This is a genomic window from Streptomyces sp. NPDC060035 (genome assembly GCF_042736635.1).
Classification (GTDB): domain Bacteria; phylum Actinomycetota; class Actinomycetes; order Streptomycetales; family Streptomycetaceae; genus Streptomyces.
The window spans coordinates 1-14,923 of record NZ_JBHWVO010000008.1; the positions used below are offsets into that span (position 1 = coordinate 1).

General features: G+C 68.3%; 11 protein-coding genes and 1 pseudogene. 5 read left to right on the top strand and 7 right to left on the bottom strand.

Annotated elements, in window-relative coordinates:
* Positions 1 to 720 precede the first annotated feature (720 nt).
* The 4 genes and pseudogenes from ACFWBQ_RS14635 (at position 721) to ACFWBQ_RS14650 (ending at position 2,870) form a co-directional block, all read left to right on the top strand.
* Complete coding sequence (locus tag ACFWBQ_RS14635; protein WP_385487788.1) at positions 721 to 1,059, top strand: MerR family transcriptional regulator; 339 nt, start codon at positions 721 to 723, stop codon at positions 1,057 to 1,059.
* Between the two features lie 51 nt (positions 1,060 to 1,110).
* A pseudogene (locus ACFWBQ_RS14640) lies at positions 1,111 to 2,058 on the top strand (DEAD/DEAH box helicase); the annotation flags it as partial.
* 46 nt (positions 2,059 to 2,104) lie between these two features.
* A complete protein-coding gene (locus ACFWBQ_RS14645; RefSeq protein ID WP_385487790.1) occupies positions 2,105 to 2,509 on the top strand; it encodes a CBS domain-containing protein in 405 nt (134 codons plus the stop codon).
* A 49-nt stretch (positions 2,510 to 2,558) separates the two neighbouring features.
* Positions 2,559 to 2,870, top strand: a complete 312-nt coding sequence (locus ACFWBQ_RS14650; RefSeq protein WP_385487792.1) for an SCO5918 family protein — start codon at positions 2,559 to 2,561, stop codon at positions 2,868 to 2,870.
* A 495-nt stretch (positions 2,871 to 3,365) separates the two neighbouring features.
* On the opposite strand, the gene ACFWBQ_RS14655 is transcribed toward ACFWBQ_RS14650, so the two are convergent.
* The 3 genes from ACFWBQ_RS14655 to ACFWBQ_RS14665 form a co-directional block, all read right to left on the bottom strand.
* Complete coding sequence (locus tag ACFWBQ_RS14655) at positions 3,366 to 4,616, bottom strand: PP2C family protein-serine/threonine phosphatase (protein WP_385487794.1); 1,251 nt, start codon at positions 4,614 to 4,616, stop codon at positions 3,366 to 3,368.
* Between the two features lie 581 nt (positions 4,617 to 5,197).
* Positions 5,198 to 5,344, bottom strand: coding sequence for a class I SAM-dependent methyltransferase (locus tag ACFWBQ_RS14660; RefSeq protein WP_385487796.1), 147 nt, complete (start codon positions 5,342 to 5,344; stop codon positions 5,198 to 5,200).
* Between the two features lie 189 nt (positions 5,345 to 5,533).
* The gene (locus ACFWBQ_RS14665) at positions 5,534 to 7,507 is read right to left on the bottom strand and encodes a galactose oxidase-like domain-containing protein (RefSeq protein WP_385487798.1); all 1,974 of its coding nucleotides are present in this window, start codon (positions 7,505 to 7,507) and stop codon (positions 5,534 to 5,536) included.
* 340 nt (positions 7,508 to 7,847) lie between these two features.
* Between ACFWBQ_RS14665 and ACFWBQ_RS14670 the strand changes: the two genes are divergently transcribed.
* Entirely contained in the window at positions 7,848 to 10,112 is a 2,265-nt protein-coding gene (locus ACFWBQ_RS14670) for a Dyp-type peroxidase (protein WP_385487800.1), read from the top strand.
* Positions 10,113 to 10,591: 479 nt separating this feature from the next.
* On the opposite strand, the gene ACFWBQ_RS14675 is transcribed toward ACFWBQ_RS14670, so the two are convergent.
* The 4 genes from ACFWBQ_RS14675 to ACFWBQ_RS14690 all read right to left on the bottom strand — a co-directional run bounded on the left by ACFWBQ_RS14675 (position 10,592) and on the right by ACFWBQ_RS14690 (position 14,514).
* Positions 10,592 to 11,155, bottom strand: coding sequence for a hypothetical protein (locus tag ACFWBQ_RS14675; RefSeq protein ID WP_385487802.1), 564 nt, complete (start codon positions 11,153 to 11,155; stop codon positions 10,592 to 10,594).
* Between the two features lie 63 nt (positions 11,156 to 11,218).
* The gene (locus ACFWBQ_RS14680; protein ID WP_385487804.1) at positions 11,219 to 13,519 is read right to left on the bottom strand and encodes a hypothetical protein; all 2,301 of its coding nucleotides are present in this window, start codon (positions 13,517 to 13,519) and stop codon (positions 11,219 to 11,221) included.
* A 37-nt stretch (positions 13,520 to 13,556) separates the two neighbouring features.
* The gene (locus tag ACFWBQ_RS14685) at positions 13,557 to 14,051 is read right to left on the bottom strand and encodes a hypothetical protein (RefSeq protein ID WP_385487806.1); all 495 of its coding nucleotides are present in this window, start codon (positions 14,049 to 14,051) and stop codon (positions 13,557 to 13,559) included.
* Between the two features lie 199 nt (positions 14,052 to 14,250).
* On the bottom strand, positions 14,251 to 14,514 hold the full coding sequence (locus ACFWBQ_RS14690) for a hypothetical protein (RefSeq protein ID WP_385487808.1): 264 nt from the start codon (positions 14,512 to 14,514) through the stop codon (positions 14,251 to 14,253).
* Positions 14,515 to 14,923 lie beyond the last annotated feature (409 nt).

The following is a 14,923-nucleotide window of genomic DNA, read 5'->3' on the forward strand; positions in this document are numbered from 1 at the left end:
GGGCGCGCGCATCGGGAGGTTCGGCAGTGGGGTTCTAAGCCAGAGCAGACGCAGGGCGGGCGACGGGGCTGGCTGTCGAAGGGTGGCGCTGTGACAGGCCACAGAGCAGTACGCAGGAGAGCAGAGCAGTACCTCGGTGAAGGCGTCGGCTGCAGGGCGCGCGCATCGGGAGGTTCGGCAGTGGGGTTCTAAGCCAGAGCAGACGCAGGGCGGGCGACGGGGCTGGCTGTCGAAGGGTGGCGCTGTGACAGGCCACAGGGCAGTACGCAGGAGAGCAGAGCAGTACCTCGGTGAAGGCGTCGGCTGCAGGGCGCGCGCATCGGGAGGTTCGGCAGTGGGGTTCTAAGCCAGAGCAGACGCAGGACGGGCGACGGGGCTGGCTGTCGAAGAGTGGCGCTGAGACAGGCCACAGAGCAGTACGCAGGAGAGCAGTACTAGCAGTAGGTAAGTGATTGATCCCAGAGGGAAGAACGGAGGAACCAGGCGCCATCAGGATCGCCCGGGCGGAATAACTGGGCCCGGGTACCGCAGGACATCGATAGTGAGGTGGTCTCCGGTCAAGCAACCGCGATCCCCGTACCCCCGACAGTCTTCAGGTCGGGTCTGCGGAAACAGAGGGCCGACGCAGTATCAGGGTCGGCAGATGGTGTAGCAGTTCCTTCGGGGCCCGGGTGCCATATGGCACCCGGGCCCCTCCACGCGTTCCACAGAGAGGTGCAAATGACAGCAGATGATTCGTTCGGCCGTCTCGACGACGACGACTACCCCGCCTACACCATGGGCCGGGCCGCCGAGATGCTCCACACCACCCAGGGCTTCCTCCGCGCCATCGGTGAAGCCCGCCTGATCACCCCGCTGCGCTCCGCCGGCGGCCACCGCCGCTACTCCCGCTACCAGCTGCGCATCGCCGCCCGCGCCCGCGAACTCGTCGACCAGGGCACCCCGATCGAGGCCGCCTGCCGCATCGTCATTCTCGAAGACCAGCTCGAAGAAGCTCAGCGCATCAACGCCGAATACCGCCATGCCGCCGAATCGGAGAACCCGACGACCACGGGCTGAGGGGGTGCGTGCCCGCCCCTACCTGACCTTTCCCAGCCACGCTCGGAGCGTATAGCTGCCCCGGGCAGGCTGCCCTCCGACGGGTTCGCCACGAACAGTCTCAAGGACCTCATCGACCGGGGCGACTGCCGGCTGGACCAGGTCGCGATCACCGTCCTGGACGAGGCCGACCAGATGGCCGACATGGGCTTCATGCCCCAGGTCACCGCACTCCTGGACCAGGTCCGGCCCGAGGGCCAGCGCATGCTGTTCTCCGCCACCCTCGACCGCAACGTCGACCTCCTGGTCCGCCGCTACCTCACTGACCCGGTCGTCCACTCCGTCGACCCGTCCGCAGGCGCGGTCACCACGATGGAACACCACGTCCTGCATGTCCACGGCGCCGACAAGCACCGGACGACGACCGAGATCGCGGCCCGCGAAGGCCGGGTAATCATGTTCCTGGACACCAAGCACGCCGTCGACCGGCTGACGCAGGACCTGCTGAACAGCGGGGTGCGGGCCGCCGCCCTGCACGGCGGGAAGTCGCAGCCGCAGCGCACCCGGACCCTGGCCCAGTTCAAGACCGGGCACGTCACTGTGCTTGTCGCGACGAACGTCGCGGCGCGCGGCATCCACGTCGACAACCTCGACCTCGTCGTCAACGTCGACCCGCCGACCGACCACAAGGACTACCTCCACCGCGGCGGCCGCACCGCGCGCGCCGGCGAGTCCGGCAGCGTCGTCACCCTGGTCACCCCCAACCAGCGCCGCGACATGACCCGCCTCATGGCAGCCGCCGGCATCATCCCCCAGACCACCCAGGTCCGCTCCGGCGAAGAGGCACTCAGCCGGATCACCGGCGCCCAGGCCCCCTCAGGCATTCCCGTGACGATCTCTGCGCCGGTGGCCGAGCGGCGTCCGCGCAGCCGCAGCGCGGCTTCCCGCGGCCGACGCAGCCCCGCATCAGCGGCCCGGCGCGTAACCGTGCGGCAGTCCTCCTTCGACGCGGCGGCCTAGAACGTTCATGATCAGGAAGCTGACCCGTCTCTGCAGGAGGCACATTTTGACGCTCGTTCAGATGCAACCCCGCCCGGAGAGTGCCGCTCCCGTGCACGGGACGGTGGCCGACACCATGGACGCGGCCGGACCGCAGGTCTGCGACGACATGACCATCGAGGTGGCCCTGTCCGTCATGGCCAGTGCCCGCACCGAGCACCTGCTCGTCTGCGACAACGACGGCCTGTGTACCGGTTTGGTCACCCAGGCCCAGCTCACCGCCATCCGTGGCAGCTCCGTGTATACGGACCGGGTCCAGCTGCGCAGCATCCTCGAGAACCACAGGCCGTTCACCTCGCCCGTGACCACGATGGCTGAAGCCAAGCTTGCAATGCGCCACCGCCGGCTCGGTGCCCTGCCGGTCGTCGACGAACAGGGCAGGGCTCTGGGCGTCCTCGCCCTTGCTCACTGAGCCGCCTCACCGCGGCAGAACCATCCCCTTCTTCTCCCTGTGAGGCTTCATGCGCTGTGTCATCGCCCGCTTCCCGTTCGACCTCACCAAGAGCGGCGTCCTGGAATCCATGAAGGGCGTCAAGCCCGAACAGGTCATCGGCGAGTCCGTGATCATCGGCCGCCGCACCTACCCGATCAAGCAGGTCGGGCAGGTCATCACACGCCAGGACCGCCGCGATTTCAGCGCCGGTGAAGTTCTCCGGGCCATGAGCCGACTCGGCTTCACCTGCCCCGGTGCTCTCCGCACCGTGGCGCCCAGGCGTGTCCTCAGCCCGTTCCAAAAGGCTTCCGCGATGCTCGGCGTCGCTGCTGCCGTCTGACCGACGGGCAGGCGCGAGCCGCCACCAAAGCAACAGTGAGGGTCCGACCGGCAGGTGCCGTTCGGACCCTCACCGCGTGCCGAGAGGTTCCTCAGCGCGCAGCGGTAAATTCAGAGGTCGGAGTAGCTGAAAGTCGCCCATGGTCCAAGCGCTGACGTCACGGATCGCCACGCGGTCCTACCGCCCGTCTCCGGGATTCCCACCGCGCCTTGCAGATTCCGCGCCACATGGTGCACTGAGAACGCAGGCCGAGGGCGCCATCGCTCGTCGTCTGGGTATGCCGATCGCAGAGTTGCTGACGGGCGTTAACGGTGCCCTGGCTGCACGTTCCCAGGTAGCGGGCCGTAGCCTCCTTCGGCCATGACTGACACACTGACGCCGCCCGATGACGCCTGGCCGATGCGCAGCTGTTCGCTTCCCGCGGCCCGAGCAGCGCTGCTGCCGTCGCAGGATGCAACCGACAGTAACCAGGTGCGCGTCATCGGGAGGGCCAGGTCAGAGCCGGACGACGATCAGGGCGATGTCGTCGCGTCCGCCGCTGGAGACGTCGAGGTGTGCCAGGACGGTGTCGGCGAGCTGTTCGGTGCCGAGTCGGCGGAACTCGCTGAGCACGTCGGTCAGACGGCCCAGGCCGGCGTCGATGTCCTCGCCTCGGCGCTCGATCAGTCCGTCGGTGTACAGCACCAGGGTGTCTTCGGGCTTGTAGGGCAGGGTCGCCTGCGGGCGGGCGACATGCTGCGGGCGGGCGCCGAGCGGTGGGTCGGTGGCCTGGTCCAGCAGTTCGCAGCTGCCGTCGCGGTGGACGAGCACCGGTGGGGGGTGCCCCGCGTTGCTGTAGCTGATCAGACGGCTGCGGGTGTCGACGATCGCTTGAAACGTGGTGGTGCCCAGAGCCGCCTCGACGGACCGGGCGTACAGGCCGAGGACCTCCAGGGCCTGGGCTGGGCGCTCCAGGGCGCGGATGGAGGCGGACAGGGCGCTGCGGAGCATGCCCATGACGGCTGCGGCCTCGAGGCCGTGGCCGATGACGTCGCCGACCGCGACGGCGAGCTGGTCGGGCGGGATGTCGACGACGTCGTACCAGTCGCCGCACACGTTGAGGGAGCCGGTGGCGGGCAGGTAGCGCACCGCGACATTGCCGTGATGGGCCAGGTCGGGGGCGTGCAGCATGGCTTCCTGCAGGGTGACGGCGACCTCGCGTTCGCGGGTGTGCGCGTGCCGCAGTTCCTCGTTCAGCCGCTGTAGCTCCCGCGCCCGTGCGTACAGCTCGGCCTCCAGTGCCTGGGCCTTCTCCAGGCGCTGGCCCACCTGGACGCTGGCGGGGTGGGCGGCCTGATGGGCTTTGACGAAGGCGGTGACGTCCTCGACCCGGTGGATGATGTAGGACACCTGCCCGTCCGGACCCGTGACCGGGGTGTTCACCGGGGACCACCAGCGCTCCTCGAACGCCCCTGGCCGGCCCATGACGGGGATGTCGTACTTCTGCAGAGCCATGGTGTCGGGTCTGCGGCTGGACAGGACCCGGTGCAGGGAAGTCTTGAGGTTGTGGACCCCGTCGGCCTCCGGGTCGGCGGGGTTGTTCGGGAACGCGGTGAAGATGTGCTCGCCGAGCAGGTCCTCCCGGGTGCGTCCGGTGGCCTCCAGATAAGCCCGGTTCACATCGACGATCACCAGGTCCGGGCCGAGCACCAGGTAAGGGCTCGGCGTAGCGGCGAACAGTGCCGCGTGGTCAACCCGTGATGCCACCGTGCCACTTCCCTTCACGCCCCCAAAGGCTTCCCCTCTTTCAAGCTACGGGCCACCCTCCGACTGCGCCCGCCGTCACGCCCTGTTGTCGGCATGTGAGACGCCGGTCACAGTCTGGAGCACCCTCGACGATGAGGAGCAGACCGATCGCCACCAGGACCAGCGCGGTGACGGTGCTGTTATGGGTCTCCAACCACGTCTTTGCCCTGCCCCGCGGAGTGAGGACGCGCTCCCCCGCCGCGACGTGAAGCAGCAGGGGAAGCGCAACGGTGAAGGTGGCGATCGCGGTGAGCACCGCCTCGTGGATCGGCCGCGGGCGGCCCGGGGCTGCACGGACGGAGGCGACACCGTCGCCGACGCGGTGTGAAGGGAGTCGGCCGCTTCGCGTAGGGCCGTGTCCGCCCTACCGAGCGCGCCGTCCATCACACGCACGGCCGCCTGCCGATCATCCTGGGCGTCGGGCTGGTCGCGGAGATGCGGTCCCTCCGCCACCCACCGTGTGGGCCGCGCCGGGTCGAGGCCGGCGGCCGCCAGTGCCGGGGACAGTGACCGGTCAGGTCGACCGGCACCTCCCGCCGCTCTCACCCCGGTGCGTAGCCGTCGCCGAGAAGACGCGCCTTGACGGCCAGCAACTCGGCGTGGTCGACCTCGTACAGGATCGTGCCCTGGGGCCGGGGAAGACGTGCCGTCCGGGTGTCCATCCCGGCCGCGACCACCACCTGCCCCACTTCGCGGCGTTTCCAGGGCGCGGAAGTTGTTGTCGGGGCTGATTCGTTCGCGGACTTTCAGCTCGCCGAGATCGCCGGGCAGGCCGGATCCGCCCGTACGCGATACCGGTACTGTGCGGTACGCGGCGAGCCCCCAGCCGTGCCCGTGACCAGGCGTTGGGGGGCTCGTCCCGGAGAAGACTGCAGGTGTCAGTCGCCGGCCTTCACCTTGGCGGCGGTGGCACCCGCGGCCGTCGGGGGCTTGAGCTGGACCCAGCCGGCCTTGCTCGGTGCGCCCTCCTCGTTGAGGAGGAAGAGCATGTAGTGGCCGGGCGGGGCCGCGGCGGCGGTCGGCGGGGCCTGAAGCTCCAGGAAGTTGCCGCTGCGGCTCTTGATACGCAGTTCGAGGTGACGCTGGCTGGTGTTGATCGAGTGGGTCGCGGTGGTCGGGGCCAGCAGCACGGCGCGGGTGACGTCGCCGGGCGTACTGGTGCTCACCGTGATCTTCTCGTTGTAGCCGACGCTGGGGTTGAAGATCAGACCGAGCGCGGGGCGGCTGCCCTGGTGGAGGTAGGCCGGTTCGTAGATCTCGATGCTGCCGTTGTTGTTGTCGGTGACGTCGGGGTCGTTGGCGAGCTGCTGGAGCTCGTCACCCGTGATCATGACTCGGCCGTCCGGCAGGACCACGCCGTTGGAGTGGTAGCCGCGTGGCAGCCGCTGGGCGGGGCCGAGCTTCCAGTCGCCGTTCTCGTCGCGCAGTTCGATCTGGCGGTACTTCAGGTCGGCGTTGGGGTTGTACGGTCCGTTGCCGTAGTCGCGGATGTCGAAGGCGCCGTTGACGGTGAGCAGGTTGCCGTTCGGCAGGAGCAGGGTGTCGTCCTGGGTACGGCCGAAGGCGCGGGGCTTCTCGGTGTTCCACTTGCCGCCGGCCAGACGGTAGGTGTTCGGGTCGTTGCGGTCGCCGCCGAGGACCAGGACCGAGTCGGGGCCTCTGAAGCCGGCCGGCAGGGGGACCGCGGAGCCGTAGTTGCGCCTCCACTCCCCGCCGTCCGGGCCGGGCTTGTCCTTGTTGGTGTCCGGGCGGTTCGGCAGGTCGGTCTTGGTGTCGGCGACGGTGTCGAAGAGCCATTGCTGGTCCGTGGAGCGGCCGAGACCGTAGATCTTCCCGTCGCGCAGCGAGAACAATTGCGGATAGTCCCACTTGAACGGAGCTTCGGTCTTGAGCGTGTCCACCCCCCAGCCGATCGGCTTGACCGACTTGTCGAAGGGCACCGGGTGGTTCGCGGCGGGGAAGCGCTCGACGATCGGGGTGGGGGTGCCCCAGCCGAGCTCCGACTGACCGGACATGATCACCTGGCGTCCGTCGGCGCCGGTGACCACGCTCGGGTACCACCGGCCGACGGACATGTCCTTGTTCAGGTACCACTCCTCCGCCCAGGGGTCGAAGACCAGGGACAGCTTGGCGCCGGAGCCTCCGTTGCCGCCGAGGTTGCCGCCGAACACGCCGAGCATGCCGTTGGGCAGGTAGGAGTGGCCGGCGCAGAAGAACGGTGCCGGGCGGGGCTCGTTCTTGCCGTCGGGCATGTTGATGACCGGCGGCTTCTTCTCGGAGAACGCGCTGGAGTCTGTCCCCTTGGCGGGGTCCCAGATCCAGGCGCGGCCGGCGTTCTCCTTGCCGATGGTGTCGGTGGGGGCGGGTTCCTTCTGCGGGTTGGTCTCGATCCGCTCGAAGGAGAACAGCAGGACCTTGCCGGTGGGCAGCAGTGCGATATGGGCCGCGAAGTCGGGGGACTGGAAGTACTCCCGGAATCGGCCGAACTCGGCGGCGTCGAAGGCTGCGTTGATCTTCTCCTGGGAGGTGGTCAGCGACTTGAGCCGCTCCGTACGGGTGGTCTGCGGGTACTCGCCGACGGCGGCCAGTGCTTTCCGGGTACGGGCGTGCTCCTCGGCGTGCTCCTTGCCGAGCGTCGCCGCCTCTGCCGGGTCGGCGATGACCGGTGCGGCCGCCGCCCGGGAGGCGGGGGCGTACGGAAACGCACCGTCCTGGTCTCCGTCACCGGTGTGGGCGAGTACGGGGCCTGCCGACGCCAGAACCACGGACGCGGCCATCGCGGTGGCGGCGCAGAGCGAGATCGCCGTGGCGAGCCTCCGGCGGGCGGGCAGGGGTGGATTACTGCGGGTCATGGGACTCCTTGCAGCAGAGAGGAGGGCGCAGCGGCGCCGACTGGGGATGCGTTGGGGGACGGGCTGCGCCGGGACTGCCACGCGTTCACACACGGTGACGAGATTCAGTGTTCCCGCGTGTCATGTGGCTGTCGCCCTGAGACATGCACGCGGGTGATCCGCCCCCGAAGGGCCCCTCGACGTGCCCCGTATGCCGCCGACCAGCAAAGTTGTGGACGATGATCGAGTGATGGTCGGACTCGTCGGCCAGTCGGCCAGTGAAAGGGTATGCGAACGCTGCATATTTTATTGACTACTCTGCGCAACATTGGCGTGGAGGTGTCGATCTTCTGGAGAGAACATGGTGGACGATCTCAAGCTGCGTGAGAGCGACGACATCCAGGGTGATGTGATCGCCGGCTTCAAGAAGGATCAGATGACCCTGCTGTTCCTCAAGTTCGAGGACCCGGCAAGGGCGCGCACCTGGGTCAAGGCCCTGGAACCGCAGATCTCCACGACGAGGCAGGTGGCGACCTTCAACGCCGCCTTCAGCCAGGCCAGGAAGGCGTCGGTCGGCGACGACCCGAAGGCGCTCAAGGCCACCTGGATCAACGTCGGGTTCACCTGCGCGGGCCTGCGGGAGCTGACCGGAAAGGACCCGCTGCCCTCCGTCGAGCCCGGCAGCGGCCTGGAAGCCTTCAAACAGGGCTCGGACAAGCGGGCGCTCGGGGACACCGGCGACAGCTCGCCGGAGATGTGGCTCTTCGGCAACGGCAAGGGCCAGGTCGTCCACGCTGTGCTCACCGTCGCCTCCGATACCGTCCAGGACCTCCAGGCGACGGTCAGACAGCAGCGCGAGGCGTGCGCCGCGGCCAAGATCGTGATCGTGTTCCAGCAGGACGCCGCCACACTCTCCGGCAGCCGGAGGGGCAAGGAGCACTTCGGCTTCAAGGACGGCGTCAGCGAGCCCGGCGTGATCGGCTTCGACGAGCCGGACCCCTTCAAGCCCGAGTACGTCAAGGGTCACCACGGCACCCGGCTGATCCCGCCCGGCGAGTTCGTCGTCGGCCACGACCGCGTCGGCGGCGTGCCGCACGAGACGCCCGACTGGGCCGACAACGGCACCTTCCAGGTGGTACGGCGGCTCGGCCAGGACGTCCCGGGCTTCTGGTCCCAGGTCGCCGGGCAGCTGAAGGTGCTCAAGGAGGCCAAGGTGGTGCCAGGCGAGGCCACCTCGGAGTGGCTGGCGGCCCGCCTCGTCGGCCGGTGGCGCTCGGGCACCCCCGTCGCCACGTGCCCCAACGCCGACAGGCCCTCCAACGCGCTGGCCGGCGACGACAACGACTTCGGCTACCGAAACGACCCCGAGGGCTTCATCACCCCGCTCTTCTCGCATCTGCGCAAGACCAACCCCCGGGACGGCCTGCAGGAGAAGCCCGGCGATCCGCCGTTCGACGAGAATCCGGTGATGGACCGCCGCCGGATCATCCGCCGCGGCGCCCCGTACGGTGCACCCTTCGACCCCGCCGCGGAGGGACCCGGCGGGCCCGACGAGAAGCGCGGCCTGCTCTTCGTCTGCTACCAGTCGGACCTTGTGCGGCAGTTCGAGTTCATCCAGAAGGCGTGGATCGACAGCCCGGAATTTCCGCCCAACCGGCCTGACAAGCCCGGCCCCGACGGAATGGTCGGCGCCGCCGGAAAGCTCAGCTACGAGACCCCCGGCAAGACCACTCAGCTGAGCCTGAGTCAGTTCGTCGTCACCGAGGGGTCCGTCTACGCCTTCGTACCCTCGCTGACCCTGCTGCGGCTGCTCGGTGACGGCCGCCTCACCGACAAGCCGCCCGCCGCCGTGCGGCCGACCGACGCCTTCCTGCCCATCCCCGACATGCAGCAGGACAAGGGCAAGAGCTGGTACTGGGCGTACGGGACAGGCAGCGACGGCGCCGTCTGCCGGACCGTCTCCATCGCCGACGGGGACGAGCACAAGGACGTCCGTGAACGCCCCGACCGACCGCTGACCACCTGGCCGTGCTACGTCGGGGTGAAGAAGGTCGACGCGATCCTGCCCGTCGCGGACGAGCAGCGGATCGACGGCCGCAGCCGGTTCTGGCTGTTCCACACCGTCGAAGGCCGGCAGGTCTACCGGAAGATCGCGATCGCCGACGGCGCCGAGTCCGGACTCCCGCCCGAGCAGACCGCCGCGATCGACCTCCCGGACCGCTCGCTCTCCGCCTGGGTCTCGTTCAACGGCATCGAGAGGGTGGACGCCTTCCTGCCCGTCCCCGACATGCAGCGGGTCGACGGCAAGAGCTGGTACTGGGTGTTCCATACCTTGATGGACCGTCAGATCTACCGTCTCGTCTCGGTCGCCGATGGCAGGATGCACCGGGACAACCTCGAACGCGGCGACCGCGGCCTCGACCTGTGGCGATCGCTGGACGGGCTCACGCGGGTCGACGAATTCCTCGCGGTACCGGACATGCAGCGGATCAACGGCATGAGTCTGTTCTGGGTGTTCCACCAGAACACGTACCGGATCATCGTGATCCGCGACGGCCATGGCCACGAGGACCAGGTCACGGTCGAGGACCGTCCGCTGACGATGTGGAGGTCCCTGACGGGCTGACCGCCCCTGACTCCGGCTTCGGCTTCGAGAGCAGCCAGTGGTGCTCGCCGCGGCCGCCCCCGGGGGGCCCGCCCGGCCGTAGCAGGGCCGGAGGGGCCGGCGTGGTCGCGGCGGGGGCCGACTCCGGCCCCGACACCCCTTCCGTTACGGAAGGTACCGCGCACGGCGGGAAGGGATGGGCCGGGACTTGTGAAGCCCATCGCAACCCAGGGGTGGACGATTCCGGCGGAGGCGGTGCGGGCAGCCGCAGGCATGTTGCCGAAGGGCCGGCGCCCTGGAGCCGGCAGGGAGCCGCCAGGCGCCGTGGCAGTTGCTCGCGATGCGCCAGGGGTCAGGGAATCTGCCGCCTGTGCGGAAGGAAGCGAGGAAGCTCGGCCGGGTGGAGTCCAGCCCGTTCCGGGCGGCGTCGCGTCACAGCGCTTCGGGGCAGCGGATGCTGCACCCACCGGCGAGGAGCTGACCCCCCACCGACGGCGAGGTCACCGACAGGCCGCCGACTGCTCGACCGCCTTGGTGTAGTCGGTGATCAGACTCTTCATGGCCGCCTGGTCGTCGATGCCGGAGCCCAGGACCTGGACCACCGCGTAGAGGTTCTGCTCCGGGTGCTCCGCCGACGTGCAGGAAGCAGTCCTGCCGACGCCGGCTTTCCCGGCGTAGACGAAGCGGCCGTCGTCCGACACCGTCCCGTCGTCCGTGTCGGCGTATCCCTGCGCGACCGTCGTCGCGGTCTGCCCCGCACTCCACCATGCCTGGGCGAGGCGCAGGGCCGCCTTGCCGTCCACGGACACGTCGCAGCGAGTCGTCCCGCCGTTCGGCTTCGAGAGTGCCGACGAGACGGAATCCCCGCCGGGCAGCGCGGCTTTCACCAGCGCGGGGTCGACGGCGACCCCGCACAGCGACGCGGGCACGGTGTACTTCTTCTCGGCCGAGTCGTCGCCGTCGCCGGAGCACGCCGACAGGCTGGAGGCGAGGACGACGGTGGCCGACAGGGAGACGGCCGCGCCGATGAACCGGTGACGCCGGAGAGATCCACGGACAGACAACGCAAGAAGCCTTTCGAGGTTCGGACGGGGACGGCGCGGCGGGCGCCGTCCCCGGACATTCGATCAGATGTCCGTCTTCAAGTGCGGGGACATGAAGTCGGTGTTCGTACCCGCGGCCCGGAACCCCTCCTGGGCGGCCGCGCGCGCCTTCTCGTCGATGCTGGCGTCCATCAGGTCGTCACGGTGGTGCGCCTTCGCCGCGTTCTCCACGGCCTTCTCGGTGTACCCCGCGTTCTGGTCGAGGCCGCTCTCCCACTTCTCGCCCATGACGGCGCCCGCGTCGTCCTTGGCGTGCCCCTCGGCGTCCTTGAAGAGGGCTTCGAGGACCATGCTGCTCGCCGTCCCCGCCACGCCGCCGGCCACCGCGCCGCCGACCGGGCTGGCGATGAACGACGTACCGACGCCGATACCCGTGCCGATGCCTCCGGAGACGGCGTTCTTCCACTGCCCCACGGACTGGTCGAACTTCTTGTCGGCTTCCTCGGCGGGGCCGGCGACCGCCTCCTGGCGGCCGATGGCCAGCGTGCCGGACACCTCGCCCGAACCGTGGGCGATCTGCTCGATGGTGAACTGCGTGTCCTTCGAGTAGCGCTCGTCGGCCGGCAGGTCCGGATTCATGTGGTAGTCCATGAGGTTGGCCATGTACGCCTTGTTGGCCACCTCCACGGCCGCGTACCCCTCGGGATTCTGTCCGACGGTCACCAACAGGGCGTTCACATCACGGTGGTTGAGCGTGGCGGAGCTGCCGGCGACGGGGAACAGGTTGTTCGTGTCCTGGTCCTCGTCGTCGGTCATGGCCCGGTTGATGTCCGGCAGGTACTCCGAGGTGATCTGTCCGATGCTGTCGGACATGTAACTGTGATCCGTGAGTCGTTCGTTGTCGTCCGAGACGGAGGACACGATGGACTCGAAGAGCTTGGTCTGCTCGTCGTTGTGGGCCGGAGTGTCCGCGGTCGGCAACTCGCCCGCCGGGTGCCCTGTCGTGGCGGCCTCCAGGGCGAGGGCGAGGTTGTTGCGGCCGGTGTTGTCGTCGTCGCCCTTGAGATTGCTCTCCTGCGGCCAGTCCCGCTCCTCGAACAGGTACTGGAAGTTGGAGAGCGGGACCTTCCCGTTCTTGCCGTTGCCGTCCGTGTCGCGCTCGAAGGGGGAGTCGTCCTTGGAGACGTACTCCTCGTTGAAGAAGTCGGTCGCCGCGTCCGGGCTGTTGGACAGACCCTTGAGGTAACCGGTCAGCGGGTCGTCGCCGCTGTCGTCACCGATCCGGTTGAGCCACGGGTCCATGCCCATGTGCTGCCACGCCATGTTGGCGTGCTCGCCGTCGCCGGTGAGCCTGCGTTCGGTCTCCATGAGCTTGGTGCCGTAGCTCTTGAGGAACTGGTCGTCGTAGTCGCCGGTCCGCATCAGGTTGCTCATGACCTGGAAGCCCATGGGGCCGCCGCCGTCCCGGCCGATGGGCTGGTCGCCGAGCTTGATCATGTTGCCCTTCCAACTCGTCATGTCGGCGGAGTCGCTCTGCGTGGCAGTGGCGAGCGTCAGACCGAGATTGCGCTGGAGGTCGTCGAGCTTGTCGAGCCGTTCGCGGCCCACGTTCGGGTTCACGGCCGGGTCGTTGATGCCCTGCCAGAACTCGAGGGTCTTCTTGGGCCCGAGCTGCGTGGCGAACCGCTCGGCGAACAGCGGGTCGTCCTTGTACTTGGTCAGACCGTCGTTGATCTTGTCGAAGTCGGCGGGTGTGAGGTCCTTGGGGTTCTTCGCCGCGATCTTGGCGAGGTCCTCCGCCGCCTGGACGGCCTCTGCCGCGGAGTCGCGATCCTTGTAGTTGGCGTCCGAGAAGCCCATCCTGGCCTGATCGGCTATCGCGGTCAGCACCTTGTTCGCCGAATCGTCGCTCTCCGAGGCCTTCTTGAGGATTCCCTGCACCTCGTCGCGCAGCGCGGTGACATCGCTCTCGCTGTGCTCCGGAACGGACGTGCCCTTCGCTGCCCGGTCCGGGTGGATGTTCATGGTGACGGTGAAACCGCCGTCGCCGTTGCTGGTGACGGTCAGATTCTTCTTGTTCCCGCGGCTGATGGCGGCCTCGAGATCCTTCTTGTACTGCCGCAGCTCGTCCCGGGTGTCGCCGAGGATCTTGTGAATGGTGTTGGCCTGCGTGTGGGCATCGGTGAACTCGCCGGCAGTCTTGCCGACGAACTTCTTGGTGACCTGAGCGTTCATGCCCGCCCAGTCGGCCGTGTTGGCGGCCTTGTGCAGCCCGTCCTCGGCCTGCTTCTTCAGATCCACGAGGTGTCGTACGAGCAGGTCCCAGTCGGAGACAGCTTCGTCGAGTGTCGTGAAGTTGGCGAAGCGCAGCGCGTCGAGATCCATGAGTTGTCGTTTCTCCTGTACGTCTGTGGTCGCGCCGCTACTTCTTCGGCTCGTACGCCGGGTTCTTCTTGCCCGGCTCGCCGACCCGCTCGTCGAATCCGGCATCCAGGGCGTCGATGCTGCTCACCTGCCGCTGGATGTAGTGCTCGTCACCGGCGTGCACCTTCTTGGTGACCTGCATGTGGTTGGAGATATGGGCGCACGCGTCCATGAGCGACTTCAGCTGTTCGTCCCACCGGTTCGACACGTGCTTGAGCCCGCCGCCCAGCGCGAAGCCCTGACCGCTCAGGTCACCGGCGGCCTTGTCGCTGCTGGGAATGGCCACCCGGGCCTTGTTCCAGAGGTCGTCGTAGAGGGTGTGCGCCTGGCTGCCGATTTTCGCCAGATCGCTGTGGTTCACCTTGAGATCGCCCGTCTGCCCGGGCAGAGCCGCGGAGCCGCCGCCCCCGGGTTCGAGCTGGTTCAACCGCATCCCGGTCGACTGCCGATCGGCGGCGTCCGCCTTCAGCTGCTCCCACTCGTCCCATGCCATGGACAACCCTTCCCCCGCGTACCTGTCCCGTCCCGCCGCGCCCGGTGGACGCCTCGGCTCCAGGCCAAGCTAGCAACTCGCCAAGATGTTCACATGAGGCGGAGTCCGGATCCTTGAACAGTGGTTGTGCACATCTCGTGGAGACTCCAGGAGCGACGCGGCTCGAATGTCTGAATTCATCCGGACGGGGTCGGTCTGTTCACTGGCGACCCACAGGATGGGGTGGTGAGCCGATCGACATTCGGCCGCGCGGAACTCTTCCGATTCGCACCAGAATTGTCACTCCATCGATCGCGTTCCACGCGGGCACGTCGTCGAAGGTGCGCGACCGTCCCGGCGTCACGTTCTCGCGAACCGGCAGCGGCCGCTGCGCGAAGATCTGCGGCACCAGGCCGGCGCAGCTCCGGCGGACGCTGCCCGACTCACGCCGGTCCACGTGGACCGGCAGGAACAGCCCGCCCATGGTGCGTAGGGGAGAAGCGGTCCGAGCGCACGGCGCAGCTTCCGTCGAGCAACGGGTGTCGCACGTGCGGCGGGTGGCTCGAGCCGAGCCGTCGCGAAAGATCGAGTCCGGCCGGCACTGCAGGGGTCGGTGTACGCCTCAAGTTCGAGAGAAGCCCCCGTCTCTCACGGTATTCGCCTCTAGCAGAGCCACTCGTGTTGAGGCAAGCGCGTGTATCAATTTTCACGGGGGGTAGCCGAAACTCTAGCTAGATTTTTACAGGAGGTGACCAATGGACACGCGAGCAGGCACGCAGATGCCGAGTGAGCAAAAGCGCCCCGACGGCGCGGTGCAAACGCATCAGCCGGCCCGAACAGCGATGCATCCGTCCCCCGAAGCCGAGGCGAGTATGGACGGACGGGGCGAGACC

Bases quoted from the DNA above. Each gene is read 5' to 3' on its own strand.
- ACFWBQ_RS14635 (WP_385487788.1), top strand. From the start codon at position 721: ATGACAGCAGATGATTCGTTCGGCCGTCTCGACGACGACGACTACCCC.
- ACFWBQ_RS14650 (WP_385487792.1), top strand. From the start codon at position 2,559: ATGCGCTGTGTCATCGCCCGCTTCCCGTTCGACCTCACCAAGAGCGGC.
- ACFWBQ_RS14665 (WP_385487798.1), bottom strand. From the start codon at position 7,507: ATGACCCGCAGTAATCCACCCCTGCCCGCCCGCCGGAGGCTCGCCACG.
- ACFWBQ_RS14670 (WP_385487800.1), top strand. From the start codon at position 7,848: ATGGTGGACGATCTCAAGCTGCGTGAGAGCGACGACATCCAGGGTGAT.
- ACFWBQ_RS14680 (WP_385487804.1), bottom strand. From the start codon at position 13,519: ATGGATCTCGACGCGCTGCGCTTCGCCAACTTCACGACACTCGACGAA.
- ACFWBQ_RS14685 (WP_385487806.1), bottom strand. From the start codon at position 14,051: ATGGCATGGGACGAGTGGGAGCAGCTGAAGGCGGACGCCGCCGATCGG.
- ACFWBQ_RS14690 (WP_385487808.1), bottom strand. From the start codon at position 14,514: ATGGGCGGGCTGTTCCTGCCGGTCCACGTGGACCGGCGTGAGTCGGGC.